29 protein-coding genes are annotated in these 24,459 nt (G+C 65.5%); 15 read left to right on the top strand and 14 right to left on the bottom strand.

Annotated features, from left to right (window positions below):
* Positions 1 to 89: 89 nt before the first annotated feature.
* The 3 genes from V5A53_RS00710 to V5A53_RS00720 all read left to right on the top strand — a co-directional run bounded on the left by V5A53_RS00710 (position 90) and on the right by V5A53_RS00720 (position 2,692).
* Positions 90 to 776 (top strand): DUF1405 domain-containing protein, encoded by a 687-nt coding sequence (locus tag V5A53_RS00710; RefSeq protein WP_332311636.1) that lies wholly within the window; start codon positions 90 to 92, stop codon positions 774 to 776.
* 232 nt (positions 777 to 1,008) lie between these two features.
* On the top strand, positions 1,009 to 1,278 hold the full coding sequence (locus V5A53_RS00715; RefSeq protein ID WP_332311637.1) for a hypothetical protein: 270 nt from the start codon (positions 1,009 to 1,011) through the stop codon (positions 1,276 to 1,278).
* A gap of 169 nt (positions 1,279 to 1,447) precedes the next feature.
* The gene (locus V5A53_RS00720) at positions 1,448 to 2,692 is read left to right on the top strand and encodes an MFS transporter (RefSeq protein WP_332311638.1); all 1,245 of its coding nucleotides are present in this window, start codon (positions 1,448 to 1,450) and stop codon (positions 2,690 to 2,692) included.
* Positions 2,693 to 2,734: 42 nt separating this feature from the next.
* Here the strand turns inward: V5A53_RS00720 and V5A53_RS00725 are convergent, their stop codons facing one another.
* The 4 genes from V5A53_RS00725 to V5A53_RS00740 form a co-directional block, all read right to left on the bottom strand.
* Complete coding sequence (locus V5A53_RS00725) at positions 2,735 to 3,637, bottom strand: HFX_2341 family transcriptional regulator (RefSeq protein ID WP_332311639.1); 903 nt, start codon at positions 3,635 to 3,637, stop codon at positions 2,735 to 2,737.
* A gap of 55 nt (positions 3,638 to 3,692) precedes the next feature.
* The gene (locus tag V5A53_RS00730) at positions 3,693 to 5,219 is read right to left on the bottom strand and encodes a sodium:solute symporter family protein (protein WP_332311640.1); all 1,527 of its coding nucleotides are present in this window, start codon (positions 5,217 to 5,219) and stop codon (positions 3,693 to 3,695) included.
* The gene (locus V5A53_RS00735) at positions 5,216 to 5,446 is read right to left on the bottom strand and encodes a DUF3311 domain-containing protein (RefSeq protein ID WP_332311641.1); all 231 of its coding nucleotides are present in this window, start codon (positions 5,444 to 5,446) and stop codon (positions 5,216 to 5,218) included. The genes V5A53_RS00730 and V5A53_RS00735 overlap by 4 nt, the downstream gene beginning before the upstream one ends.
* Before the next feature lie 92 nt (positions 5,447 to 5,538).
* Positions 5,539 to 5,886 (bottom strand): tRNA-binding protein, encoded by a 348-nt coding sequence (locus tag V5A53_RS00740; protein WP_332311642.1) that lies wholly within the window; start codon positions 5,884 to 5,886, stop codon positions 5,539 to 5,541.
* Positions 5,887 to 6,085: 199 nt separating this feature from the next.
* Here V5A53_RS00740 and dnaG point away from each other — a divergent pair, with 199 nt between their 5' ends.
* Positions 6,086 to 7,537 carry a DNA primase DnaG gene (dnaG, locus tag V5A53_RS00745; RefSeq protein ID WP_332311643.1) on the top strand — a complete coding sequence of 484 codons (1,452 nt, stop codon included), beginning with the start codon at positions 6,086 to 6,088 and terminating at the stop codon, positions 7,535 to 7,537.
* Here the strand turns inward: dnaG and V5A53_RS00750 are convergent.
* Together V5A53_RS00750 and V5A53_RS00755 are read right to left on the bottom strand one after the other, a co-directional pair.
* Complete coding sequence (locus tag V5A53_RS00750; protein ID WP_332311644.1) at positions 7,514 to 7,921, bottom strand: GNAT family N-acetyltransferase; 408 nt, start codon at positions 7,919 to 7,921, stop codon at positions 7,514 to 7,516. The genes dnaG and V5A53_RS00750 overlap by 24 nt on opposite strands.
* Positions 7,918 to 9,240 (bottom strand): DUF92 domain-containing protein, encoded by a 1,323-nt coding sequence (locus tag V5A53_RS00755; RefSeq protein WP_332311645.1) that lies wholly within the window; start codon positions 9,238 to 9,240, stop codon positions 7,918 to 7,920. Before V5A53_RS00755 ends, V5A53_RS00750 begins: the two co-directional genes overlap by 4 nt.
* Positions 9,241 to 9,323: 83 nt before the next feature.
* Here V5A53_RS00755 and V5A53_RS00760 point away from each other — a divergent pair, with 83 nt between their 5' ends.
* Positions 9,324 to 9,932 carry an undecaprenyl diphosphate synthase family protein gene (locus V5A53_RS00760; protein WP_332311646.1) on the top strand — a complete coding sequence of 203 codons (609 nt, stop codon included), beginning with the start codon at positions 9,324 to 9,326 and terminating at the stop codon, positions 9,930 to 9,932.
* Between the two features lie 10 nt (positions 9,933 to 9,942).
* Here V5A53_RS00760 and uppS read toward each other — a convergent pair whose 3' ends face one another.
* A complete protein-coding gene (gene uppS / locus V5A53_RS00765) occupies positions 9,943 to 10,866 on the bottom strand; it encodes a polyprenyl diphosphate synthase (RefSeq protein WP_332311647.1) in 924 nt (307 codons plus the stop codon).
* Positions 10,867 to 11,047: 181 nt separating this feature from the next.
* On the opposite strand from uppS, the gene V5A53_RS00770 reads away from it, so the two are divergent.
* The 6 genes from V5A53_RS00770 to V5A53_RS00795 all read left to right on the top strand — a co-directional run bounded on the left by V5A53_RS00770 (position 11,048) and on the right by V5A53_RS00795 (position 15,790).
* The gene (locus V5A53_RS00770; RefSeq protein ID WP_332311648.1) at positions 11,048 to 11,242 is read left to right on the top strand and encodes a cold-shock protein; all 195 of its coding nucleotides are present in this window, start codon (positions 11,048 to 11,050) and stop codon (positions 11,240 to 11,242) included.
* Positions 11,243 to 11,340: 98 nt separating this feature from the next.
* Entirely contained in the window at positions 11,341 to 11,745 is a 405-nt protein-coding gene (locus V5A53_RS00775; protein WP_332311649.1) for a DUF5778 family protein, read from the top strand.
* A 60-nt stretch (positions 11,746 to 11,805) separates the two neighbouring features.
* A complete protein-coding gene (ahbB, locus tag V5A53_RS00780) occupies positions 11,806 to 12,870 on the top strand; it encodes a siroheme decarboxylase subunit beta (protein ID WP_332311650.1) in 1,065 nt (354 codons plus the stop codon).
* Between the two features lie 9 nt (positions 12,871 to 12,879).
* Complete coding sequence (locus tag V5A53_RS00785) at positions 12,880 to 13,527, top strand: precorrin-2 dehydrogenase/sirohydrochlorin ferrochelatase family protein (protein WP_332311651.1); 648 nt, start codon at positions 12,880 to 12,882, stop codon at positions 13,525 to 13,527.
* Entirely contained in the window at positions 13,524 to 14,888 is a 1,365-nt protein-coding gene (gene hemA / locus V5A53_RS00790; RefSeq protein WP_332311652.1) for a glutamyl-tRNA reductase, read from the top strand. The genes V5A53_RS00785 and hemA overlap by 4 nt, the downstream gene beginning before the upstream one ends.
* 140 nt (positions 14,889 to 15,028) lie before the next feature.
* The gene (locus V5A53_RS00795; protein ID WP_332311653.1) at positions 15,029 to 15,790 is read left to right on the top strand and encodes a nucleoside phosphorylase; all 762 of its coding nucleotides are present in this window, start codon (positions 15,029 to 15,031) and stop codon (positions 15,788 to 15,790) included.
* A 41-nt stretch (positions 15,791 to 15,831) separates the two neighbouring features.
* On the opposite strand, the gene V5A53_RS00800 is transcribed toward V5A53_RS00795, so the two are convergent.
* Both V5A53_RS00800 and V5A53_RS00805 read right to left on the bottom strand, forming a co-directional pair.
* Positions 15,832 to 16,500: a ribonuclease HI gene (locus V5A53_RS00800; RefSeq protein WP_332311654.1), complete on the bottom strand. Its 669-nt coding sequence runs from the start codon at positions 16,498 to 16,500 to the stop codon at positions 15,832 to 15,834.
* Positions 16,501 to 16,544: 44 nt separating this feature from the next.
* Positions 16,545 to 17,429, bottom strand: coding sequence for a ZIP family metal transporter (locus V5A53_RS00805; protein WP_332311655.1), 885 nt, complete (start codon positions 17,427 to 17,429; stop codon positions 16,545 to 16,547).
* A 325-nt stretch (positions 17,430 to 17,754) separates the two neighbouring features.
* Here V5A53_RS00805 and V5A53_RS00810 point away from each other — a divergent pair, with 325 nt between their 5' ends.
* A complete protein-coding gene (locus V5A53_RS00810) occupies positions 17,755 to 18,879 on the top strand; it encodes an MBL fold metallo-hydrolase (protein WP_332311656.1) in 1,125 nt (374 codons plus the stop codon).
* 22 nt (positions 18,880 to 18,901) lie between these two features.
* On the top strand, positions 18,902 to 19,168 hold the full coding sequence (locus V5A53_RS00815; protein WP_332311657.1) for a sulfurtransferase TusA family protein: 267 nt from the start codon (positions 18,902 to 18,904) through the stop codon (positions 19,166 to 19,168).
* 16 nt (positions 19,169 to 19,184) lie between these two features.
* Here the strand turns inward: V5A53_RS00815 and V5A53_RS00820 are convergent, their stop codons facing one another.
* The 3 genes from V5A53_RS00820 to V5A53_RS00830 are packed head-to-tail and all read right to left on the bottom strand — an operon-like array spanning position 19,185 to position 21,942.
* Positions 19,185 to 20,168, bottom strand: a complete 984-nt coding sequence (locus tag V5A53_RS00820; RefSeq protein WP_332311658.1) for a metal ABC transporter permease — start codon at positions 20,166 to 20,168, stop codon at positions 19,185 to 19,187.
* Positions 20,165 to 20,914: a metal ABC transporter ATP-binding protein gene (locus V5A53_RS00825; protein WP_332311659.1), complete on the bottom strand. Its 750-nt coding sequence runs from the start codon at positions 20,912 to 20,914 to the stop codon at positions 20,165 to 20,167. Before V5A53_RS00825 ends, V5A53_RS00820 begins: the two co-directional genes overlap by 4 nt.
* Positions 20,911 to 21,942, bottom strand: a complete 1,032-nt coding sequence (locus V5A53_RS00830; RefSeq protein ID WP_332311660.1) for a metal ABC transporter substrate-binding protein — start codon at positions 21,940 to 21,942, stop codon at positions 20,911 to 20,913. The genes V5A53_RS00825 and V5A53_RS00830 overlap by 4 nt, the downstream gene beginning before the upstream one ends.
* A gap of 111 nt (positions 21,943 to 22,053) precedes the next feature.
* On the opposite strand from V5A53_RS00830, the gene V5A53_RS00835 reads away from it, so the two are divergent.
* Positions 22,054 to 22,572: a CBS domain-containing protein gene (locus tag V5A53_RS00835; protein ID WP_332311661.1), complete on the top strand. Its 519-nt coding sequence runs from the start codon at positions 22,054 to 22,056 to the stop codon at positions 22,570 to 22,572.
* Positions 22,573 to 22,646: 74 nt separating this feature from the next.
* Positions 22,647 to 23,564 (top strand): DMT family transporter, encoded by a 918-nt coding sequence (locus V5A53_RS00840; protein WP_332311662.1) that lies wholly within the window; start codon positions 22,647 to 22,649, stop codon positions 23,562 to 23,564.
* Here the strand turns inward: V5A53_RS00840 and V5A53_RS00845 are convergent, their stop codons facing one another.
* Positions 23,565 to 23,792, bottom strand: coding sequence for a hypothetical protein (locus tag V5A53_RS00845; protein ID WP_332311663.1), 228 nt, complete (start codon positions 23,790 to 23,792; stop codon positions 23,565 to 23,567).
* A 231-nt stretch (positions 23,793 to 24,023) separates the two neighbouring features.
* Positions 24,024 to 24,449 (bottom strand): hypothetical protein, encoded by a 426-nt coding sequence (locus tag V5A53_RS00850; RefSeq protein ID WP_332311664.1) that lies wholly within the window; start codon positions 24,447 to 24,449, stop codon positions 24,024 to 24,026.
* Between the last annotated feature and the right edge of the window lie 10 nt (positions 24,450 to 24,459).

Below are 24,459 nucleotides of genomic sequence, written 5' to 3' on the forward strand. Positions count from 1 at the left end.
GTGTCTTTCGGCTGGCGGGGTCCCGGTTAGGTACCCTTCCACGGGGATCCGTCGGGGGTGTTTTTGTGCGACGGCCCGGAGATGCGCGTATGGACGTTCGAGGGTTGTTCGAATCCGACGTGCCCAGCGAGGGGTTGCCGTGGTACGTCGCGCCGCTGCCGGAAGCATTGGAGAATCTCGGGTTGAACCTCGCGTGGCTTATCGTCGCGGTCAACCTCGTCGGAACCGCCTTCGGGTTCTGGTATTACCGTTTTCAGTTCGCCTTCGAGCCGACGGTAATGTGGCCGTTCGTTCCCGACAGTCCCGTGGCGACGTTGTTCATCGCCCTGGCGCTGGCGTCGTGGAAACTCGGCTATCGGCAGGACTGGCTCATCGCGCTGGCCTTCTTCGGCAACATAATCCTCGGGGGCTGGACGGTCTGGGTCCATCTGGTCTTCTGGGAGGAGTTCAGCTATCTCTGGGAGCCGATGCGGCAGTTCCTCATCTGGAGCCACGCGGCGATGGTCATGCAGGCGTTCCTCCTGCATCGTATCAGCAACTTCTCGGCGCGAGCGGTCGGCGTCGCGACGCTGTGGTACGGCTTCGATACGGCCGTCGACTACTTCGTCCCGTTGGTGGGCAACCTCCATCACACGTGGATTCCGGCCGAACGGGGCGCACCGTCGATCCTCGGTGCGGACGCGCTGGGCGCGGCGACCGCCGGCGCCGTCCTGCTTTTCGTCATCGCGCTGTATCTGGCGATGCTCACCCGAGTCGAGAAACTGAAAGTCGCCTGACGGTCGCCGGGAGACCCTCTCAGACGCCGTTCTCTGCCCACCTATGATAAATTAATAGATACGTAGAGAAGCGATAACATGGTATCGTTTACAACGCTTTTGAGACCCTCTAACTGAATAATAGTGAAATAGATGTGGTAACACTTCTCATTTCCTATCTGATATCTTAGACTTTTTACGTCGTGGACACCTACGGATAGGTAAGACGGTCCTACCCGTCCATCTACCTACCATGAGACATTCGAACCTTCCCACCGGACCCGTAACGCCCATCGAAGACCCCTCCGTCGCGTTCCTGCTCGCCCTCCCGCTGGCGGTGCTGGCGCTGTTCGTCGCCATCAGCTACCCGCTTCAGGCGATCGCGCTGACCGTCGGCGCGTTCGTCGGCCTGAAGCTCCTCCAGCGAAGCCTCGCGGCCCGCGTCCGTCGGACGGCCGACCGCGTCCGCGAGATCACGATTCCCGGCGTCGGTACCGTTCGGTTCCGCGTCCAGCCGCGATAGGCCCTTTTACTCGACCATCTTAGAGCGGGTTCCACCGACGAGTTCTGGTGTGACGATGCTGCTCGGCGAAGACAGCGTGACAGTTGTCCCGAAATCCCCGTGTGCCTCGGTTGTTATGGGGTTCGCAGCGGCGACAATTCCTTATACTCAGGCCCAGTCTGAAACGTCCATGCGCTTCCTGCAGACCCGGCTTGCGGATGCGTCGATGTACTACGGCTGGGTCATCGTTGGGGCCTGTTTCCTCGTCAGCGGCGTCGTCTTCGGCATGACCTACTCGTTCGGCATCTTTCTCGATCCGCTAGCCTCGTCGTTTCAGGCCTCCACGGCGCGTGTCTCGCTCGTCTTCGGGGTCCAACTGTTCGTCCTTTACGTCGCCGGCCCACCGATGGGCGGCCTCGTCGAGTGGATCGGTCCCCGCCGCGGCCTGGTGGTCGCCGCCGCCCTCTTAGGCGGGGGCATGCTCACCGGAAGCCGTGCCGACAGCCTTCCGGTGCTCATCATGACCTACAGCATCGTGACGGGTGCAGGGATGAGCCTCGCGTTCGTCATCGGGTATGCGACGCCACCGCAATGGTTCCTGCGTAGACGCGGGCTGGCGACCGGCATCGCGAGCGCCGGCCTCGGCGTCGGCATGGTAATCATCGCGCCGACCGCCTCACTGCTCGTCACGCGCGTCGGCTGGCGGGGGGCCTTCCTCTTCCTCGGCGTCGGCCTCGCGCTCACGTTACTCGTAGCAGCGCTCCTGATGGTCGACGAGCCGGCCCACGTCGACGCGGCCGTCGACGCCGAGTTCCCGGACGGGCGTCCCGAATCCGACGACGGCTGGCGCGACCAGCTTCGCACCGTCCGGAAGGCCTTCAGGAACCGCGCGTTCCTGCTGCTCTTCGGCGGCTACATCCTGATGTACGCGACGCTGTACGTCCTGCTCAACCACGTCGTCAACTTCGCCGCCGAGTACGGCATCCGTTCGACGGGCGTGCTCGCACTCAGCGTCGTCGGCGGCGCGACGACGGTTACCCGACTGGCCGTCGGCGGTGTTGCCGACCGTGTGGGCCGGTTAGCCATCTTCGTCGCCTGCGGCGGCGTGATGGGGTCGGTGCTACTCCTGTTGCCGCTGGCACGCACGCCCGCAATCCTGCTTGCGCTCGCGGTGGGCTTCGGTATCGGCTACGGCGGCACCGGCGCGCTGTTGTCCTCCGTGCCCGCGGACCTCTTCGGAGGCCGGAACCTCAACACGCTGTTCGGTCTCATCTCGCTTTCCTTCGCGGTTCCCGGGCTGCTCGCTCCGGCGGCGGCCGGCTTGGGCTTCGACCGACTCGGCACCTACACGCCCGTCTTCGTCGCAACAGGCGTGGTCGGGTTCGTCGGCATGCTACTGGTAGCGGCCGCCGCGCGGCTCCAGGGGGAACTGTAGGCGACGCGACGAACTCGGACGTATCCCCGCAGAAACCAGTCGCTACAACTCGGATTGGTCTGCGTGCGAGCGCACCCACAGTTCCCCAATGCGCGACAGGCGGGTGCGATACGATTTGCCGTGTTCTTCCTGTTCGATGTACCCCTTCCCGCCGGGGCCGAGGCGGTCGACGTTGTAGATGACCTTCGACCGGAAGGAGTCGGTGTACTCCTCGCCGAGTTCGCGGGCCAGCGTCTGGGCGAGTTCCGAGACGGATTCGAACTCGCCGTGTTCTCCGAGGGTAAAGAGGATGAGTTCCTCGAAGGGTTTGACGTTCGAGAAGGAGGCGACCGGGAGTTCGATGATGTGGCTGTCGCCGAACTTCTTGGCGCCGATAGTGGTCCCGCGTTCGTCGAACTCGTTGAGCAGTTGGCGGGCGACGTCGAGATGCTCGTCGATGCGGTCTTCGTCGACGTCGGTCGCATCGTCGAGGATATCGGCCAGCAGATCACACTGGGCGCGCAACTCCTCGGCCAGTTCGGTTTCGAGGTACTTCTCGGGGACCGTGTAGTAGGTGTGGATGCGCTCGCGGTCGCCCTCGCGTTCGACCATTATCGAGTGGGCCGCGGTCGCGAAGGCAAACGAGACCGACCGGGGCATCGCCGAGACGTTGACCCAGACCTCGCCGCCGTCGTCGAGTTCGCTGTTGATGAGGTCGTAGGCCTGCTCGAAGGCGGCGTCGTAGTCGTAGACGTCCTCGACGACGAACCGCTCGGTTTCGGCACCCAGCAGATTGGTGAAGTCCTGTTCGAGTTTCTGGGCGAGATTGCGGGAGTACTCGACGTTGGCCTCGCTGCCGACCGCCCCCTCGAGGAGGACGACGCGGTCGACGTCGAGTTGGTCCCGGACCAGCGGCGCGATGAGCCGGTCGTAGTCGAAACCGACCGGGACGATGTGGGTTTGCATGGCTGGCAGTTCGCCGGAGAGCCCTAAAAAGGCGTGGCGTCCGGCGCCACTCCAGTCAGTCGGCGAACTCGAAGTAGAGGGCAGTTTCCTCCTCGGGGGTCTGGACCGTGAGCGCGGAGACGCCGACGGTGACGAGCAGGCCGACCAGCATGCAGTACAGCGAGATGCCCCAGCCGAGATAGGCGTCCGAAAAGAGGGTCAGCGAGCCGACGGTCGTCTCCGGCAGGAAATTGAACGCGATGTAGAGGACCTGTGGGACGAGGACGCCGGCGAGTATTCCACTGCGGGTCGTCCGCCGCCAGTAGAGCGCGACGATGACGGGCAGGGCCATCTGTGCGAAGCCACCGAACGCGAGGTCACCGATGTTGACGAGAATCGACCCGACCGTCGCACCCCCGAATGCAGCGGCCTCCGCCCAGATGCTCGCGGCGAGAGCCGACAGGGCGAAGACGGCGACGCCGATGCGGCCGAGGCGGTCCTCCTGTTGGTCGGTGATCGTATCCTCGCTTAGCGGGCGGTAGAGGTCGCGGGTGAAGTACGACGACCCCGAAAGCAGCATCGAGTCCGACGACGACATCATCGCGGCGATGGCACCAGCGATGACGAGCGCGGCGAACCATGTGGGGGTGTACTCCGCGAGGATGACCGGAAGGATGCTCTCGCCCGCACCGATATCGGCCTCCAGACCGAGGCCGGTCGCCCACGTACCGAGGAGGAAGGCGGGAACGAAAAGCAGGAGGACGAGCACCGGCCACAGCGCGAACGAACGCTTGAGCACCGCCTCCGAGGAGGCCGCGAAGAACCGCTGGTTGACCTGCGGGAACATGGCGACGCCGAAGGCGATGGAGACGGCGAAGGTCAGCATCGTCGCCGGCGTATAGAAGCCGCCGCCGAGCGCGAGGAACTCGGGGTTGCTCGCTTCGAGGCCGGCGTTGATCGTCGCGAGGCCGCCGTCGACGGCCACGAGTACCCACAGGACCGCCGCCCACACCATCGTGAGCATGAACGCGCCCTGCAGGGTGTCGGTCCAGGCGATACCGCGCATCCCGGCCAGCGCGACGTAGAGTATCATGAACAGGGTGATGAGCGTCGCACCGGCCCAGAACGGAAAGGCCCCAGCGGTCAGCGACGCCAACGCGCCGCCGGCACCGATCTGCTGGAGCATGACGTAGGGGAACAGCCAGAACAGCGAGATGCCGGCCACGAGCACTCGGACGGCCGTCGATCCGAACCGGTCGCCGAGCATCTCCCCGAGCGTGACGTAGCCGTGTTTCTGGCCGAGGAGCCACTGCTTGTAGCCGACGACGTACCAGAGGACGGCGAAGATGATGCCGTCCATCAGCCCCATGACGAGGATCCATTCGGGGCCGAACGCGTAGGCGGTATCGGGTCCGCCGAAGAACGTGAAGGCCGAAAGCAGGGTCGCGAACACGGTGAACAGGAGAACGACGGTCCCGAAGGTTCGGGAGGCGAGATAGAAGTCCTCAGCAGTGCGTTCGGTGAGGCGGTAGGCGACGAGGCCGACCGACAGCGCGACCAGCAGGTAGCCGACGATGATGCCGAGTTGCAGCGTCGCCGTCATGTCCGCTCCTCCCCGAAGAGCGGTTCGGTGATACCGATACCCCACGCGCGGTTCGCGAAGCCCCAGAAGGCCACCGACGCGAGTACCATCCACCCGATATGCCACCAGAGCCACAGCGGCAGACCGTAGGCCATCCGACTGTCCCCCCAGAGGAACCACGGAATCGCCAGCGCCATCAGGACGGCCATTACGACGACCCAACCGTACCGTTCGCGTCTCGAAACCATCGGTTGTTCATCGTTCACACGCACGTTCCCTAAAACGTTGTTGATTACTCACCAACACCGGTGGTCGAAGAAAATTCCTCTTCAGAACGGCGTCAGTAGATCCGCTCCCCGTTCGGAACCTCGCGTTCCGGCTGAAGGTGGACGACGTTGCCCTCGCCGTCGTCGACGCCCGTGACGAGACATTCGCTTTCGAAGCCCGCGATGTTGACGGTCCCGAGGTTGACGACGGCGACGACCTGCGAGCCGACCAGATCGTCGGGGTCGTAGAGGTCGGTCAAACCGGCCGCGGACTGTAGTACCTCCGTGCCGAAATCCACGCGCAGTTTATAAACGTCCTTTCGTGCCTCGGGGAACGGCTCGACGCTCGTGACCTCACCGATGCGCATCTCCACGTCCTCCAGAAAGGCGGCCGGATCGATCGGGGATTCCTCGATTCCCATGCCGGCAACTCACGGCGATTCTTTATAAACGGTCGTGTCGGGCTTTCGGTGCCGAATCCGCGGGGACAGTCGGTGCCCGAGCCGAGGGCCTCGGGATGCGAGAGTGCCGCATAGCTTATATGCGCGCCCGAGTTTATTTTAAACCCCATGAGTGCGCTCATGGCATCACGATCACCGCCCGGCAACGGGCATTTCACCCATGCAGGATACAGCAAAATACCTCGTTCACGCGGATATCACGGCGGACGGAGTCGTCGAACGCTCGGACGTCGTCGGGGCGGTCTTCGGGCAGACCGAAGGCCTTCTCGGCGACGAACTCGACCTCCGGGAGCTGCAGGACTCCTCGAAGGTCGGTCGCATCGACGTCGAGATCGATTCCCAGAACGGCCAGTCGTTCGGTCGCATCACCATCGCCACGAGCCTCGACCAGGTCGAGACGGCCATCCTCGGGGCGGCCCTGGAGACCATCGACCGGGTCGGCCCCTGTCGGTCGACCATCGAGGTCCGCCGCATCGAGGACGTGCGGGCCGCAAAGCGCCGCGAGGTCGTCGAGCGCGCCAAGAGCCTCCTCACGGAGGCCTTCGACGAGTCGATGCGCTCCAGTCGCGACCTCGTCGAGGAGGTCCGCGAATCGGTCCGCGTCGAGGACATCACCGACTACGAGGGCCTACCCGCCGGCCCCAACGTCGCCGAGTCGGACGCGATCATCGTCGTCGAGGGACGCGCCGACGTGCTGACGCTGCTGCAGTATGGCATCAAGAACGCCATCGCCGTCGAGGGGACGAACGTCCCCGGTTCGGTCGCCGATCTCACCCAGAACCGGACCGTCACGACCTTCCTCGACGGCGACCGGGGCGGCGAGCTCATCCTGAAGGAGCTCGCACAGGTCGGTGACGTCGACTACGTCGCCTTCGCGCCCGAGAACCGCTCGGTCGAGGACCTCGCTCGCCACGAGGTGATGGCGGCGCTCCGCGAGAAGGTCCCCTACGACCGGGTCGACGAGGATACGCCCGCCGAATCGGTCGCGCCGACCCTCTCCGAGGAGGGCGGCGGCGTCGAGACGCCAGCGGACGCCACCTGCCAAGGTACCGACTCCGACATCGATGGCGCCGAGGAGGGAGCCACTACTGTCGCCGAGGAAGCGGTTCCCGACGGCGCGGTCGTCACCGAACCGGCAGCCGACGCCGAAACGGCGACCATCGAGGCCCCATCGGAGACCGAACCCTCCGAAACAGCGGAGACGGACGAATCAGCCGGCGCGGAGACGGACGACGCCGAAAGCCTCGGTGTCGAATCGGACGCCGAAGCCGAAGCGGAACCGGACGCGGATTCGGATGAGAAACCGGAGACGCTCCGCGGCCACGTCGATGCGGTCATCGGCCACGAGACCGGTACCGTTCGACTGTTAGACGACGACTTCGAGGTCCTCGCGGAGGGCGACGCCGACGACGCGTTCGACCTCGTCGCCGAGACCGACCCGACGCCGACCGCGGTCGTCGTCGACGGCGAATTGAGCCAGCGCGTCCTCGACGTGTCCGCCCAGCGCGGTATCGGCAACGTCGTCGCCGCCTCGACCGGCGAGTTCGTCAAACAGCCGACGAGCGTCCGGGTTCGAACCGCCGACCAGTTACTCGCGGCGAACGAGGCGTAGCGCGTCGCTCCCGTCGGCGTAAAATCCCGACAGACGCGCGTCGACCTCGAATCCGAGCGACTCGTAGAACGCCGCTGCGGCCTCGTTCTCGGCAGGTGTCGTCACGACCAGCCGGCCGGCGTCGGTCGCCTCGGCGATCGCATCGACCAGCGCTTCGCCGTGGCCCGCGCGCCTGTGCTCCGGCGCGACCACCAGTTCGGATAGCGTCGCCTCCTCGCCCGGTAGAGCGATAGCGTAGCCGACGACCCCGTCCACGACGGCGACGCGGCCGACGAACGGGCCGGTGAGGGTAGCATCGACGAGGTCGGGGTCGGCGTACTCGAGGAGCGACTGAAGCGACCGGACGGCCGATTCGTCCGTTGACCGGAGGGGGCGGACGGTCACAGCCCCAGTGCCGCGAGGCCCGCGACGAGGCCGGCCGAGAGCGTCGCCAGCAGGTTCACGCCCTGATTGCCGAGGTAGACGCCTTCGAGGGCGGCGCCGAGGAGGCTATCGACGGTCATGCCGACGGCGCCTGCGAGGACGACCAGCATGACGCCGGGTACTTCGAGGCCGAAGAAGAGGCCGCTGAGGCCGCCGATTATCGCTGAGCCAATGATGCCGGCGACGACGCCCTGCCACGTCACTGCACCGTCGGTTCCGGGTTCGACCTCCCGAAGCGTCGTGATGAGCCTGGGCGTATCGAAGAGGCCACCGAACTCGCTGGAGAAGGTATCGGCCAGCGCCGCGGCGACGGCCCCGGCGAAGGCAAAGAGGAACACGGACGACGGGACGCCGATCTGCCCCGAGACGGCGAAGGCGACGACGGCCACGAGTGCGACCGCCGAGTTGGCCAGGACGTTGCCGCCACCGCGAGCCCCCTCGTTCTCCTGTGCGATGCCGCGGTCGAGTTTCTCCTCGTAGCGGTACTTCGAGGCGAGCCCGCCCAACCCGAAGAACGTCACGAGCAGAACGAACCAGCCGAATCCACCCAGCACGACCGTGAACAGCGCCAGCAGGACGCCGGTGAGCATTCCGGTCACCGAGGCGGTACCGAGCCCGTAGGCGACGTAGCCCAGCGCCGCGGTCAGCGCGAGGCCGATACCGATTCTGCGGGCCGTCGGCACGAGGTCGAGTTCCAGCAGGAACCAGACGACGAGGCCGACCGAGAGGACGACGAGCGAGTCATCACGCATGAAGAGGACCGACCGGATGAGCGCACCCAGGAGCGCACCGCTCGTCGCGACGAAGACTGCAAGCGGCAGGGCGGGGACCGATGCACCGAGGACTCCTGCGAGGAGAATCGCCCCGATGGCGCCGACCGTCCCGACGACGGCGAACGCCGAGGTGCCGACCACCGGGTCCGGACGGTACGTGGCGACGACTGCCTGCCCGAGATTGCCGACCGTGAGGACGAATACGGCCACGAGGAACGCCGAAACCGGGAGGTCGAAGGCGGCGTAGATGACCGCGAGGCCGGCGATACCGAGGCTGAACGACGCGAGGCCATAGAGGCGGCCTTCCTCACGGTCGCCCGGGCGGGCGAGGGAGTCGAAAAGCGGGCCGCTCGTCGTCATGAAGGCGACGGCGGCAACGACGACGAAGGGGGCGACGGTGCCGACGGCCGCAACGAGGTCGCTCACGCGGCCCTCCAGCAGGGGAGCCAGCAGGGCCAGTGCTCCGACGACCGCGAACCAGATAGCACGGCCTACGTCGCCAGTCACGCCACGAGATTCCGCCGTCGCCCACTTAACCTTCCCGAAGGGGGACCGACACGTTCAGGCGGCCCGGGGCGGAACCCCCGAGCGTGGGACTCTACGATCGATACCTCGCCGCGAGGGTCCGACTGAGCGACGCCGACGTTCCCGAACGCGTCGCTCTGGTCATCACCGAACACGACCTGCTCGAACAGGGCGCCTACGAGACGCTCTCGTCGTTCCTCGAGTGGGCCTTCGAGACCGGCGTCGAACGCGTCCTCATCTACGTGAGCGTCCTCGACAAGGCCGCCGTGCCGACCCTGCGGAACGCCCTCTCGGATCTCGATAGCCCCCGACCGGTCGCCGTCCGAAGCCCCGAGGACGACGCCGCCGCCGAGGCGCCCGTCCAGGTGAGCATCGGCCTCGGCGGCCGCGAGGAGTTCGCCGCGGCCGTCCGACAGATCGCGGAGGCCGCCGCAGACGGTGACCTCGACCCCGAGGACATCGACGAGGAGACCATCGAGAAACGCCTCGTCTTCCAGACGCCGCCCGACCTCGTCATCAAGACGGGCGCTGAACGGCTCTCGGATTTCCTCATCTGGCAGTCCGTCTACTCGGAGCTTTACTTCACGGACGTCAACTGGCGGGATTTCAGGCGTCGCGACTTCCTCCGGGCGGTTCGGGAGTATCAGGAACGGCAGCGACGGTTCGGTAGGTAAGTAGCAGGCGTCAGTCGGCCGTCGGCTCGGGTTCAGCGGCCTCGACCGGTTCGATATCGTCGATATCGTCGTCGAGGTACTCGCGGAACCGGCCGACGACGTTGCGGGCTTCCTCCAGTTCGACGTCGCCGACCGACCGGATGAGGGCGGCCGCGCGGCGGGCGCGGGTGCGACGCCACGATTCCTGTCTGGACTCGTAGGTTCGAATCGCACGCAGGAAGTCCACGCGGGAGAACTCCGGCCAGTAGGGGGTACAGAAGTAGACCGCCGCTTCGTTGCCGTTGGCGTGCCACGGCAGGAAGTTCGAGGTGCGCTCGTCGCCGCCCGTGCGGATGATGAGGTCGACCGCGCGGGTCGGGTTCGTCGTCAGGCGGCGCTCGATCTCATCGACGTCCACGTCGGCAGGGTCGAATCGGCCGTCGGCCGTCTCCCGGGCGATGTCGCGGGCGACGCCGAGGAGTTCCGCGCGGCCGCCGTAGGCAAGCGCGACGTTCAATTGCAGGTCGTCGTAGCCCGCCGTCCGGGATTCGGCGTAGTCGACAGCCTCACGGACACGTGGCGGGAGCCGGTCGATCTCGCCGATCGCACGGATACGAACGCCCTCCTCGTGGACCTTCTCGTGGTCCGCGAAGGACCGGAGTTTGTCGGTGATCAGGTCGAAGAGCGTCTCGCGTTCCTCCTCGGGCCGGTTGAAGTTCTCCGTGGAGAAGGCATACAGCGTCAGTTCCTCGACGCCGAGGTCCGAGCACCACCGGAGGACGTTCTCGGTCGTGTCGGCGCCCGCGTGGTAGCCCTCCGTCTTTTCGTCGCCCTGCTTGCGCGCGTATCGGCGGTTGCCGTCCTGGATGACCGCGACGTGTGACGGCGCGCCCGAAACCTCGCGTTCGAGGAGTCGCTCGTACGCACCCTCGAATATCCCACGAAGTCGTCTCATACATCGAAGCGAATGGTAGCCAGCCAAATGAGTCTTGTTGGTTCGTCCGCATACGGCGACGGATACCGATAGACGAATCACCCGTCAGCGGCGGCGTAGAGGCTGTATGCCGACGAACCTGTAGTCTAAACACCAGATAGGCGCAGGGTTTTTATTTAAGCACGCCGACTGAAGAGATGCAATGGCGAAAGGCGTAGTTGACTTCTTCAACGACACTGGCGGTTACGGTTTCATCGAGACTGACGAATCCGACGAGGACGTGTTCTTCCACATGGAGGACGTCGGCGGCCCCGACCTCGAAGAGGGTCAGGAAGTCGAATTCGACATCGAGCAGGCCGACAAGGGCCCGCGAGCGAAGAACCTCGAGCGACTGTAACACCGGCAGACGACGTATAGCGGATGACCTCGGCGCGGTGCGGGCGTTGTCGTCGCGGACCGTGACCTGTATTACCCTCGATAGCGTCGGCTCTAGCGATGAGTGACGCTATCGACGAGGACCTTTATGAGCGGACCAGGGCGCTGCTCGAACCCGGCGAGATACAGCTGAACGGCGTCATCGTTCGGACCGACCTGACCAGCGACGAGGAGCCGACGCTCCATCAGGCGACGCTGGACGTCGGGAACGTCATCGCCGAGGCCAGCGGCATCGACCCCAAGGACACCTACGTCTACTCGGGCAACGACGACGAACGGTTCGGCGTCAACCAGCATCAGGGTCTGACGCTCGACGACGAGGAGTTCGTCTGGGAGTGCCAGCAACTGGCCCGCGACGGGACCTACGATGTCGTCTTCTACTACGAAGCCGACGCCGACCAGGAGGCCATCGTCGAAGGCGTCGAGGAACTCGGCTTCGACGCGACGGGCGTCCGCGGCGAATAACGTTTCACCGACCTTCCCCGAGCGCGGTGCTTATTGCCCAGAAACACGGAGAGTTTTTTAATGAGTGAAACCGCCGGATTGGACCGCATCGACCGGGCCGTCATCAACGCCTTCCAGGGCGGCTTTCCGGTCGTCGAGGAACCGTTCGGGCCGGCCGCCGAGGCGCTCCGCGAGCGGGGTATCGATATCACAGCCGACGAACTGCTGGCCCGCGTACAGGAACTCGACGGAGAGGGCGTCCTCACGCGGTTCGGTGCCCTCATCAACGCCCAGGAGATCGGCGGCGCGGCGACGCTCGTGGCGATGCACGCTCCCGAAGAACGCTTCGAGGAGGTGGCCGAACAGGTCAACAGCCACCGCGAGGTGGCTCATAACTACCGCCGCGAGCACCCGCATCTCAACATGTGGTTCGTCGTCTCGGTCGCAGACCCCGACGCCGTCGAGCGCGTGCTCGCCGATATCGAGGAGGAAACGGGCCAGGAGACGTACAACCTGCCGAAACAACAGGAGTTCCGCGTCGAGGCGAAGTTCCTGCTCGACGGCCCGATTCCGGAGGGCGACGTCGACCTCTCGGATGTCGGCCCCGACGTCGAAGCGGTCGACCGCGACAGCCTGACGCCCGACGAGCGGGACCTCGTCGTCGAGATTCAGGGTGGTCTGCCGGTCACGGCGACGCCCTACACCGACGTGGCCACGGGATTGGGCGTCGACACCGAGTGGGTGGTTCGGACCATCAAGCGATTCAACGAGGAGGGGAAGGTCCGCCGGGTCGGCGTCATCCCGAACCACTACGCGCTGGGCTACACCGAGAACGGCATGACCGTCTGGAACGTCCCCGACGAACTGGTCGAGGAGGTCGGCCCCGAGGTCGCCGGCCTCGGGTTCGTCACCCACTGCTACCAGCGGCCGCGACACGATGACGTCTGGCCGTACAACTTCTTCGCGATGACCCACGGCCGCTCGGAGGCGGAAAGCGAGAAGCGAATCCAGCAGGTCAAGGAGACGATGGACCAGTACTGGGACGTCGGCGACAACGACTGGGATACGCTGTTCTCCAGCGAGATTCTGAAGAAGACGGGTATTCGGCTGGACGAACGGGCCGAGGCGAACACGGATACCGAATAGACGCACCGTATGATTCCACTCTATCACGACTTCACCGACGAAACCGTCCTCGTCGTCGGCGGTGGCCCCGTCGGCGCACGGAAGGCCCGACGGTTCGCTCGCGAGGCCGATGTCGTCGTCGTCTCGCCGGAGTTTCCGGCCGATGACTACGGCGGCGCCGAGCGCGTGCGTGCTGCGCCCGAGCCAGACGATATTCCGGCGTGGTTCGACCGAACGGACCCCGGGCTCGCGGTTGCGGCGACGAACGACGACGCCGTCAACGAGGCCGTCGAGTCGGTCGCACAGGAACGCGGCGTCCTCGTCAACCGAGCGGACCACTCCGGCAGCCGGGACCTCGGAAGCGTGGTCGTCCCCGCGACAGTCAGGGACGGCGACGTGGTCGTCTCTATTTCGACCGGCGGCGCCAGCCCCGCGCTGTCGAAGGAACTCCGCAAGCGCATCGAATCCGAGATCGAGGGCGCGGGAGAGATGGCCGACCTGACCGCCGAGCTCCGGACCGACTTGAAGGCCCGTGACCTCTCGGCCGCCGAGCGCCGGACGGCGGTGCGAGCGGTGGTGCAATCCCCGCAGGTTTGGAAGGATTTAGGTACGGGAAGGTTCAAGCGTCAGCGAACAGTAGACGCCGTCATCGATACGGCGTTGGGGGACAACAAGTGACAATCGGAACAGGCATCATCGCGGGTATAAGCGTCTCTCACAGCGATGCGGCCGTCGAGGACATCGAGGCCGCCTGTGCCGAATCACAGCGCGTGGCCGTCGAGAGCCTGCTCGACCGACCGGGCATCTCCGAAGCGTTCGTTCTCCAGACGTGCAACCGCGCGGAGGCGTACGTCGTCGCCGAAGACGAGACGACTGCCCAGGAGGCCCTCGAAGACCATCTCGGCGATATCGGCGCTGAAGCCGGCCGTGAACTCGGCCACGAGACGAGCCTCCGACACCTCATGCGGGTGGCGTGTGGGCTCGAATCGCTCGTTCTCGGCGAGGACCAGATCCTCGGGCAGGTCCGCGACGCCTACGAGGACGCCCGCGCGGCCGGCGGCATCGGCCCGACGCTGGACGACGCGCTTCTCAAGGCACTCCACGTCGGCGAGCGCGCCCGCAGCGAAACCGCCATCAACGAGGGCGTCGTCTCGCTCGGGTCGGCTGCGGTCCGTCTCGCCAAGAGCGAACGCGACATCGACGGTGGTACCGCTCTCGTCGTCGGTGCCGGCGAGATGGCGACCCTCACCGCACAGGCGCTGGCCGACGAGGTCGGCCGCGTCCTCGTCGCCAACCGAACCATTCCGCACGCCGAACACGTCGTCAACGAACTCGAAGTCGACGGCTCCGCCATCGGCCTCGATGCCGTTCCCGCGGCCGCGGCCGACGCCGACATCGTCATCACCGCGACAGGCAGCAGCGACCACGTCCTCGACCACGAGGACCTGACCGAGATCGGTGAAGCGCTGGTCATCGACCTCGCACAACCGCGTGACGTGGCGCCCGTGGCCGACGATATCAACGGTGTCGAGGTTCGGGACCTCGATACCCTCCAGTCGGTCACCGACCGGACCCGCGAGCAGCGCCGCGAGGCCGCCGAGGCTGTCGAGGCGATGATCGACGAGGAGTTCGACCACCTCATCAGCCAGTACAAGCGCAAACGCGCCGATCAGGTCATCGCCGCGATGTACGAAGGCGCCGAGCGCGTCAAGGCCCGCGAACTCCGTACCGCCATCTCCAAGCTCGAAGCCGAGACCGACGACGACGTAACCGAGGCCGAACGCGAGGTCATCGAAGCGATGGCCGACGCTCTGGTCGGCCAACTGCTTTCGGCGCCCACGGAGAGCCTCCGGGAGGCCGCGGAAAACGACGACTGGTCGACGATCAACACCGCCCTCCAGCTCTTCGGCTCCAGCCTCCAGCCCGAACCGGCCGATATTCCCTCTATTCCGGGCGGCCCCGACGACATCCCCGAGGAGATGCGCCAGCAGATGCCGGCGCACGTCCTCGAACAGTTGGGCCCCGAAGACGCTGATTAACCCCGAACATTTTCCACGGCCGCTCCCGTCGGCGACTCCCGAACCACTTCGATGAAAAGACACGTCGTGTCGCTGGTCCCCCTAAAGCCGTATCACGAACGCGGAGAAGGGTTTTCATGGGGCGATACGAACACGGAGTCATGATTCCTAACTACGAGGACAAATACGACGCGGAAGCACTGTTCTCACCGGAAGAGGTGGTCGGCATGGGGGGTGAGGGACTGCCGGACGTTCCTCCGGCCGTGATTCTCGGATACCAGCCGAAACTTACGGAGTTCGTCGAACGACGGGCCGACTCGCCGGTCCAGATCGTTCGTTCACAGGAGTTGTACCCGGTGACCGAGACGGTCGGATACGTCCCCGTCCACGAGTGGGGAGTCGGTGCGCCGGTTTCGGCGATGGTCACGGAGAACCTCATCGCAGCGGGCGCCGAGGCCGTCGTCCTGTTGGGCGGTGGCGCGGGACTGCAGACGGACATCCCAGCCGAAGCGGCCATTCTCCCCACCGATGTCATCAGAGACGAGGGGGTCTCCTACCACTACATCCCTGACGAGGAGTCGGTGACACCGACAGCCTCGCTCGTCGACGGGCTGGACGACGCCCTCTCGGAGGCGGGCTTCGACACACCGCGTGGGACGACGTGGACGACAAGCGCCTTCTACCGCGAAACGATCCCAGAGATCAGAGCCTACGGCGACGACGGCGTCGTCACGGTGGACACGGAATCCGCAGCGATCTGGGCGGTGTGTCAGTACCGTGGTGTCGACACCGCTTCCATCCACGAACTGGGTGGCGTTCTCACGCCCGAGGAGTGGCAGCCGGAAACCCAGCGTGACCGGGGCGTGACGGACATGTTCGACCCGACCGTAACCGGCTTGGAAAGCTACGTGGCCGACACGTAGCGCCGCTGGAGAAGGGGGTGAGTAGCCGAAAAGTGGGTCCGTTAGTCGCTCGCGGATTCTCCGCCCGCCAGACTGCTGGAGCGGTCCCGGTCGGCGCGGGACGGTGGCGGGTAGCGGTCGTCGTCGGGGGCCCGCCAGCGCTCGTCGTTCCGTGGGAGGACACAGCGGTCGGGTTCGCGGTTGACGTGGGCGTACTCTTCGGGCGTGTTGGCGAGGGGGTGGGCAGGGTTCTCGCCGCTGTCGATGCGGGCCGCACGGAGTTCGTCGAACCCGGCGACGCGGGCCCGGATGCCGCGCCAGTGATAGGCGGTTTCGGACGGGACACGAACGGGATACGGCGGACGGGCGCCGGGCTGCTGGCCGGCGAGCATGACCCGATTGACGTTCGCCGCGAGGTCGTCGTGGTCGATGAGAACGCCGACGCGGGCGTTGTCGGGCGCGCGGTTGGCGAGTACGTCGAGGCCGAGATGGAGCGCCCGATACTCGGCGACATTGTTGTCCGGGACCGAATCCGGCATCGAGAGTCGAGCGACGCGCTCGCCGTCTCGGGTCTCGATAACGACACCCAACCCTCCGCGGTCGTCGGGGCGATAGGAACCATCCGTCGCGAGATAGAAGTCGCGGCGGTGTGTGCGCGGGGGATGCGCGATGTGGGGGGTCGGTGAGTCGTCGAACAGGTTGCGTAAGACCGGCCGGCAGTACGCGGCCATACGCGGGTTAGGGGACGCGCCCTATATAAATCTCCGGGCGAAAATCAGGCGATGACCTGCGACCACGCGAGAACGACGGCGACCCCGCCGACGACTGCGCTGATGGCGGCGTGGGTTCGCAGTCGGTCCTGGAGCTGGTGGAGGTCGCCGTCGAATTCGGCGTCCGTCGGACACGTCTCGCTGCCTGTGGTACACTCCGGCAGGAGGTCGACGGCGACGTGCAGGAACACGCCAGCCGCGACGCCGAAGAGCAGTCCGCGAACCACGGTCGGAGGCGAGAAGCCGACGATACCGACGGGTAAGGCGATCAGCCCCACGGCGGCCGCCGGAAGCAGAAGGGCGACGACGGACCGCCCCTGGTCCGCGAGGCGACGCGCTGCGGCATAGCCTGCCGGGGCTTTGTGCGAGACGAGCGCGACACCGAGAATCGACGTGAGCGATGGCATCGCGGTGTAGATCGCGCCGATGATCGCGCCCGCCGAGAGGGCGTGGACGGTCAGCTCCGCTGCCGTACGGTCGACCGGCAGGTCCAGATGTGTGAGCCTGTGGCCGAGCGTGTGGCCGACGTATCCCGCGAGGAAGCCACCGGCGATGCCGAGGCTTCCGAACTGGCCGTGCTGGTCGAGCGCCTGCGGCACCAGGAAGAGCGCGGCGCTCGTGACCATCGCACCGCTGGCCAGTCCGTAGCCCCACACCGGTTCGAGTGGGTGGGTCGTCGTCGCCGCACGCGCACCGAGCGGTGCGCCGATCACCATCGCTCCGAAGGCGAACCAGGAGATGGCCAGCAGTTTCCACGTGACGCCCGCCGCGTACGCGAGGGCCGAAAGCACGACCAACGCGACGAGCCCGCCGAGGCCGATGGCTAACTCACCGGTGTTCTTTCGGAACCGTTCCGTGTCGGTCGATGAAGTGATGGGTTCCCCGGTCACTACGTATTAATAATAAATGCTTCCGTATTATTAAGGATTTTGCTGTTCGAGGAGTCGCAAGCGAAAACCAGCAGTCCGAATTGACGCCACGCATGGAACGCCTACAGTGTCGGCACCTATCGAACAGGTGGCAGACAGCCGGAGCACGGCTGTGAGTAGACCGCGAATAATCGGTGACATGTAGCCGCCCGCTCGTGTCTCAGCACGCTCCTGTATCCGACACGGAACGTTCGATTCCACCCACCTATCGGGATGCTAGTGCGCCTCCGGTTTCCGACGCCTCCCAACACCTTTATATCGAAACTTCGCCATAGTGTTGTTCGAAATGGTCAATACTGATATCAAAGCGTCCGAAGTCGCGCGCCGTATCGCCGCCGACGACGCTGAGGAGTTGTTCGTCCTCGACGTCCGAAACGAGGACGCACACGAGGAGTGGCAGATTCCCACGAGCACGAACGTCCCCGTCTACGACGAACTGCTCCAGTACGATTACTCCGGACTCGAGGCCCACCTCGATGACCTCCCCGAGAACGAGGAGATCGCCGTCGTCTGTGTGGCCGGCGTCACGTCCGAACGTGCTGCGGACTTCCTCCGCAATCACGGGTTCGACGCGAAGTCCGTCCCCGACGGCATGAACGCGTGGGGTCGCGTCCACCGCGAGTACGACGTTCCCGGTACCGACGGCGTCGTCCAGATCGTCCGTCCCGGTACCGGCTGTGTCTCGTATCTCGTCCACGACGGCGAGGAGGCCATCGTCGTCGACCCCTCCCAGTACGTCGACCGATACCTGAACGCCGCGGACGACCGGGGGCTCGATATCGTCGGCGTCGCCGACACACACGCTCACGCCGACCACGTCTCCGGCGCCCATCGGCTGCTCGACGAACTCGATATTCCGTACTATCTCCACAGCGAGGACGCCGGCGAACTCGACGTGCTCACGGAGCTCTCCGACGGCGACACCATCGACTTCGGAGACCGCAGTCTCGACGTCTTCCATACGCCCGGCCACACGCCCGGGAGCGTCTGCTTCCGTTTCGGCGACGCGCTCCTCTCCGGCGATACGCTCTTTTTGCGGAGCGTCGGTCGCCCCGACCTCGAAGACAGTTCGGAGGACGCCATCCGCGAGGCGTCCGGACGACTGTTCGACAGCCTGAGCGAACTCACCGATCTCTCCGACGACACGGTCGTCCTACCCGGCCACTTCAGCGACGAGGAAGTGCGACCGCTCGCGACCGATCTCGCCGACCTCCGAGCGGAGTCGACCAACGAACTGCTGAGCTACGTCGAGGACGCCGACGAAGAGACCTTCGTCGAGACCATCGTCGCCAGTCTCTCCGACCAACCCGCAAACTACAACGAGATCAAGCAGATCAACTGGGGCAACGCCCAACCCGGGGAGAACGTCGAGGTCCTCGAACTCGGCCCCAACAACTGCGCGGCCAATTGAACACCCACCGCTACACTGAGACATGACAGGGAAATCTCTCAGTATCGAGGACGCTGATGCCGTCGTAGACGTCACCGGGCAAGTGTGTGCAATGCCGATTCTGACGGCCGCCGACGAACTGCGGAACGCGGCCGACGGCGACCTGTTGGCCATCAAGACGGGGAAACCCGAAGACAAATGTGAGGACGTCGAGAACTGGGCGTCGAGACTCGACGGTGCATCGCTCGTCGACACCCGCGGGACCGACGCCGGGGTCGTCGCGTTCCTCAGACGACGCGTCACCGAGTGATATCGCTACAGTGGCCTCAGTCGGCGGGGCCCTCGATGGGTTCGTCGGCTGTGGCGACCTCACTGCTGCCGCGGCGGTCGCGGAGTTTGCCGGCGAGGACGGCGATGATGTAGATACCGACCGCCACGAGGACGATGGTCCCGCCAGCAGTCGTCTCGTACTGATAAGAGAGCGTGATGCCGGTCAAGACGGCCAGTTCGGCGAGGATCACCGACGCGAGGAGTGCAGTGCTGAACCCGCGAGCCAGTTGTGCGGCGGCGGCGACGGGTACCACGAGCATCGCGGCGACGAGGATGACGCCCATGATCTGCATCGCGCCGACGACGACCATCGCGGTCAGCATGGCCATCACGCGATTGTACCACGGGACGTTGACGCCGGCGACGCGGGCGGCCGTCTCGTCGAAGGTAACGTAGACCAACTGCTTGTAGGTCGTCGCGACGACGGCGACGATGGCCAGAAAGAGGACGATGAGGATGGCGGCGTTCTCCCGGGAGACGGTCGAGAGGTTCCCGAAGAGGTACTGGTTGACGCCGACGGCGAGTCCGCCCGTGTTGATGCTTATAAGGACCGCGCCGAGGGCAAAGCCCGTCGAGAGGACGATGGCCATCGAGACGTCGTTGTAGGCGTCGGTCACCTCGGAGATGAGTTCGATGGCGAGGGCGGCGATCATGGCGACGATGACGGCCGTGATGTACGGCGAGATGCCCGCATCGAAGACGGCATTTACGAATAGGCCGACGGCGACCCCGGCGAAGGCGGTGTGGGCCAGAGCATCCCCGATAAGGGAGAGCTGTCGGTGGACGAGGAAGGTGCCGATAAGCGGCGCCATCACGCCGATGAGCAGGCCGACGAGGAAGGCCCGATGCATGAACGAGTAATCGAACATCCCGATACCGAAGAGGTCGCCGAGAAACGCCAGTATATCGCTCCAGCGGTCGATGAGCCATCCAAGGGGAGCCAACTGGAGGACGAGCGCGCTGGCGCCGAAAGCGGTCATCGGGACACCTCCGCTGTCGGGCGGATTCGCGTCCCGTAGGCGCGTTCCAGGGCGTCCGCCTCGAGGAAGTCATCGGGCGGGCCGTCGAAGTAGAGTTCGCGGTTCAGACAGACCACTCGCGAGGCGTGTTCGACGACCGCGCCGATGTCGTGTTCGACCAGCAGGACGGTGATGCCCTCGTCGTTGAGCGAATCCAGCAACTCGAAGAACGCCTCGACGGATTCGGCGTCGACGCCGACCGTGGGTTCGTCGAGCACGAGCAGTTCGGCTTCGGCGGCGAGGGCGCGGGCGATGTAGGCCCGCTGGCGCTGGCCGCCGGAGAGTTTCGTGATTCGACGGTTGGCGAGGTGGTCGATACCGACCGTCCGGAGGGCCTCGCGGGCGCGTTCGCGGTCCTCGCCGGTGATACGGCCGAAGCCCGCGTGAGGGTATCGACCCATGAGGACGACTTCGGCGACGGTGATCGGCATACCCTTCGTATCGCCGGTGACGTCCTGTGCGACGTAGCCGACGCGCTCGCGGTTCTCGAAGGCGCGGGCGGGCGCCCCGAGGAGTTCGACGTGACCAGCGTCGGGCTCCAGCAGGCCGAGAATGAGCTTCAGGAGCGTACTCTTGCCGGAGCCGTTCGGTCCGACGATGCCGACGTATTCGCCCGAACCGACCTCGAAGGTGACGTCTTCGACGACGGGATGGGCGGTGTAGCCGAAGGTGACGCCGTCGACCGAAACGAGAGGGTGGTCGGTCATTCGAAGTTCCGCCACTCCTCGCCGAGACTCGTTTCCTCGGGGTCGGCGGCCCCGAAGAGGACCCGGAACGTCTCCATGTTGATGTTGCGTGCGATATCGGCGTAGCCCCAGCCACGGTCGACCCATGCCTCGGTCGTCCCCGCGTACGGTGTGACGGGGTAGTAGGCATCGACGCGCGTGTCCTCGACGAGTTGGCGGGCCGGTCGCCGGGGTTCGAACACCGCGGCGCCGATATACCGGATGTCGTACGCATCGATGGTCTCGCGGGCGCGTTTCATGTCGGCCGGCCGTACGTCGTCGCTGGCCGCGAGGTTCGTCACGAGCGGTTCGATGGTCGAGTCGTAGCGTTCGCTGACGTACTGGAAGGCATTGTGAGCCGCGAGGAAGGCTACGTCCCGGTCGGCCGCTTCGAAGAGCCTTTGCCACTCCCCGTCGATGGTGTCGAGTTCGGCTCGAACGTCCTCGCCGTTTTCCGCGAGCGTGTCGGCGTGTTCCGGCGCGATGTCAGCGAGCCCCTCGACGATGTTGGTGACCGACTGCTTGGCACGCTGTGGGTCCAGCCAAAAGTGCGGGTCACGGCCGTCGGCGACCTCCTCGTCCTCGTCGAGGCCGGCACCGAGCGGCAGGAGGTCGACCCCCTCGCGGACGTTGAGGAGGTCGGTGTCGGCCCCGTCGTCCTCGACGGTCTGGATAGCCCGGTCGGCCCACGGCTGGAAGTCGGGCCCGACGTGGATGAAGGCCTCAGCCTCGATGATATCGCGAGTGATGGAGGGGTCCGGCTCCCAGCCGTGACCGTGCAATCCCGTCGGAACGAGGTTCCGAACGGTCACCGGCGTCCCCTCGGCGACCTGCCGAGCGAAGTCATAGAAGGTGAAGAACGACGCGACTGCGACGGGTCCGTCATCGGCGGGGGCATCAGCCGCCCCACCACCGAGACAGCCGGCCGAGCCGACGGCACCGAGACTGCCGATGCCAGCGAGAACCGACCGACGTGAAACCCGCATATCGGGCGCGGAGTTCGTCGTCATTACGTGATAATGTGTGACCGAAGTATATAGACATTATCATCTAAGCAAAAGATTAGACTAGTCTAAACAGCGACCCGAACGCCTACCTTGGAGGCCCGCCAACGGGCGGATATGGTCACTGCACGCGACATCATGACCCGCGAGGTCGAGACAGTCTCGCCGGACGACGACGTGAGCGACGTCCTCACGCGGCTCGCACGGGCCGATTTCAACGGCTTTCCCGTCACCGAGGACGGCCTCGTCGTCGGCATCGTCACCCAGGGCGACCTCGTGGACCTCTTCCAGCCTTCCGACCGGACGCTGTGGATTCCCATCGGCTTTCCGCCGTTCCTCGAATCGCTCACCTACGGCGTCGACCTCTCGTGGGATGAACTCGACGTGGGTATCGACCTCGCGCGCAATGCAGGCCGACCGATCAGCGAGGTGATGACCGAGGAGGTCGTCACCGTCGGCCCGAAGACCGACCTCGACGAGATACTCGCGCTCCTCGCCGACGAGACGCGGGACATCAACCGCCTGCCCGTCGTCGACGAGGCGGGCGCCCTGATGGGTATCATCGCCCGGCAGGACGTGCTCCGGGCGCTCAAGGTAGAACGCGACGCGGGAACCGCCGCCGACGGACAGGACTGACCGACCCGGTCGTCGTTCCCCGTGCCGATATCCGGAGACGAAACCTTGAGGCAACCCCCGTTCGGAGTTCCGCCGTGCGCTATCGCAACCTCCTGTTGTTCTGTGCGCTGGCCGCGGTGTGGGGGTCGGCCTTCATGGCCATCAAGGCCGGACTCGGTAGTTCCACGGCACCAGCGTACTTCTACGATGCTCCCGTGTTGTTCGCCGCGGTCCGCTACGACATCGCCGGTCTCATCATGTTCGGCTACGCCGCGTGGGCCACCGACCGGTGGCGGCCGCGAACCCGCCCGGAGTGGCTCGTCGTCGGCATCGGCGCCGTCTTTCTCATCGCCGGCTATCACGCGCTGCTTTTCGTCGGGGAACTGGGCACGACCAGCGCCGCCGCCGCGGTCATCGTCTCGCTGTCGCCCGTCCTGACGACCGCCTTCGCCCGCGCGTTCCTGCCGGAGGAACGACTCACCGTCGTCGGTCTCGTCGGGATGGCGCTGGGCCTCGTCGGCGTCGTCATCCTCTCCCGGCCCGACCCCAGCAACCTCGTGGGCTCCCGGTTCGAAGCGCTTGTCTTCGGCGCCGCCCTCTGTTTCGCCCTCGGAAGTGTCCTCACCCGCCGATTCGAGACGGACCTCCCGATAGAGACGATGGAAGCGTGGTCGATGGTCGGCGGCGCCCTCCTGATGCACGGCGTCAGCCTCGGCCTTCAGGAGTCCGTCAGCGGACTGCCCTCCCTCCGGGCGACCGTCGCGATGGGGTATCTCGCCGTCGTCGCCAGCGCCGCCGGCTTCCTCATCTACTTCGATCTGCTGGACCGACTCGGCCCCATCGAGATCAACCTCGTCTCCTACGTCGCCCCGATATTCGCGGCGCTGGCCGGCTTTCTCTTCCTCGGCGAGGTCATCGATGCACCGACGGTCATCGGCTTTCTCGTCATCATCGTCGGGTTCGTCCTTATCAAGCGGCGTACAATCCGCGAGGAACTGGCCCGTCGGCGGTGATCACGTCCCGTAGTCGTGGCCGACGAACAGCGCGAGGACGTTCCCGGCGATGAGGCCGGCGAGGACCACGTAATCCGAGTTCGTATCGAGACCGCTCGCGAGTAAGCCGAGCGTACAAAAGGGTAGCAACACCGCCGCCCAGAAGGCACCGGCCCTGAGACGCCGCTGCAACAGGGACCCTTCACCCGTCGCCACCGGGGGGTCGTTCGCGGGAGTGGAGGGACTCATTACGATCGGGTTATTCAGTGGTAAGCACTAATAACCGCGAGAGCATTCAGACCGTTTCAGGCCGTTTCATGTAGTAGCCATTTACTACCCGACGTTTCATAATCAGCTCAGAGACTGCCAGAGGTTTCATACGGATTGTTGCGACGATATGGAAGCCGTCTGCCAGTACGGTTCAGCGATGATCGGGTAACGACGACAACAGTCCGGATTAGTCGCTTTGTTACGACCGTTTCAACCGAGCGGGGCAACCCGAACCTCGTGTGGCCCGTCGGGCGTCTCGATAGTCACTCGCTCCTGTAGCCGCTCGCGAACGGTATCTCGCCACTCGTCGACCGCCGCCTCGTGTCGGTTCCGGTGTTCTGCCCGGCTGTACTCGGTCGAGGGGTCCGCCCGGATCTCGTCTTCCGTGTCGTCGGCGCTCGGAAAGGGCGGCATCGACCCGACCAGCCGCTCCGGCGGGATGTGAACCGGCTTCGGCGTCCCGTAGTCGCCTTCGGTCCCCGCCCGATGGATGCGAGCGCGCATCCGACCGCTGAACGGCGGCGTCACGCGCAGGACCGCGCCCGCGTCGCGCCGCTCGTTGGCCTCGATGGCGGCTACCACGTCGTCGACCGTGATGGCGATGGCTCGGATCGCCGATGGGTCATCCGAGGTCACGTTCGATATA

Source organism: Natronomonas sp., assembly GCF_036625485.1.
Lineage (GTDB): Archaea > Halobacteriota > Halobacteria > Halobacteriales > Haloarculaceae > Natronomonas.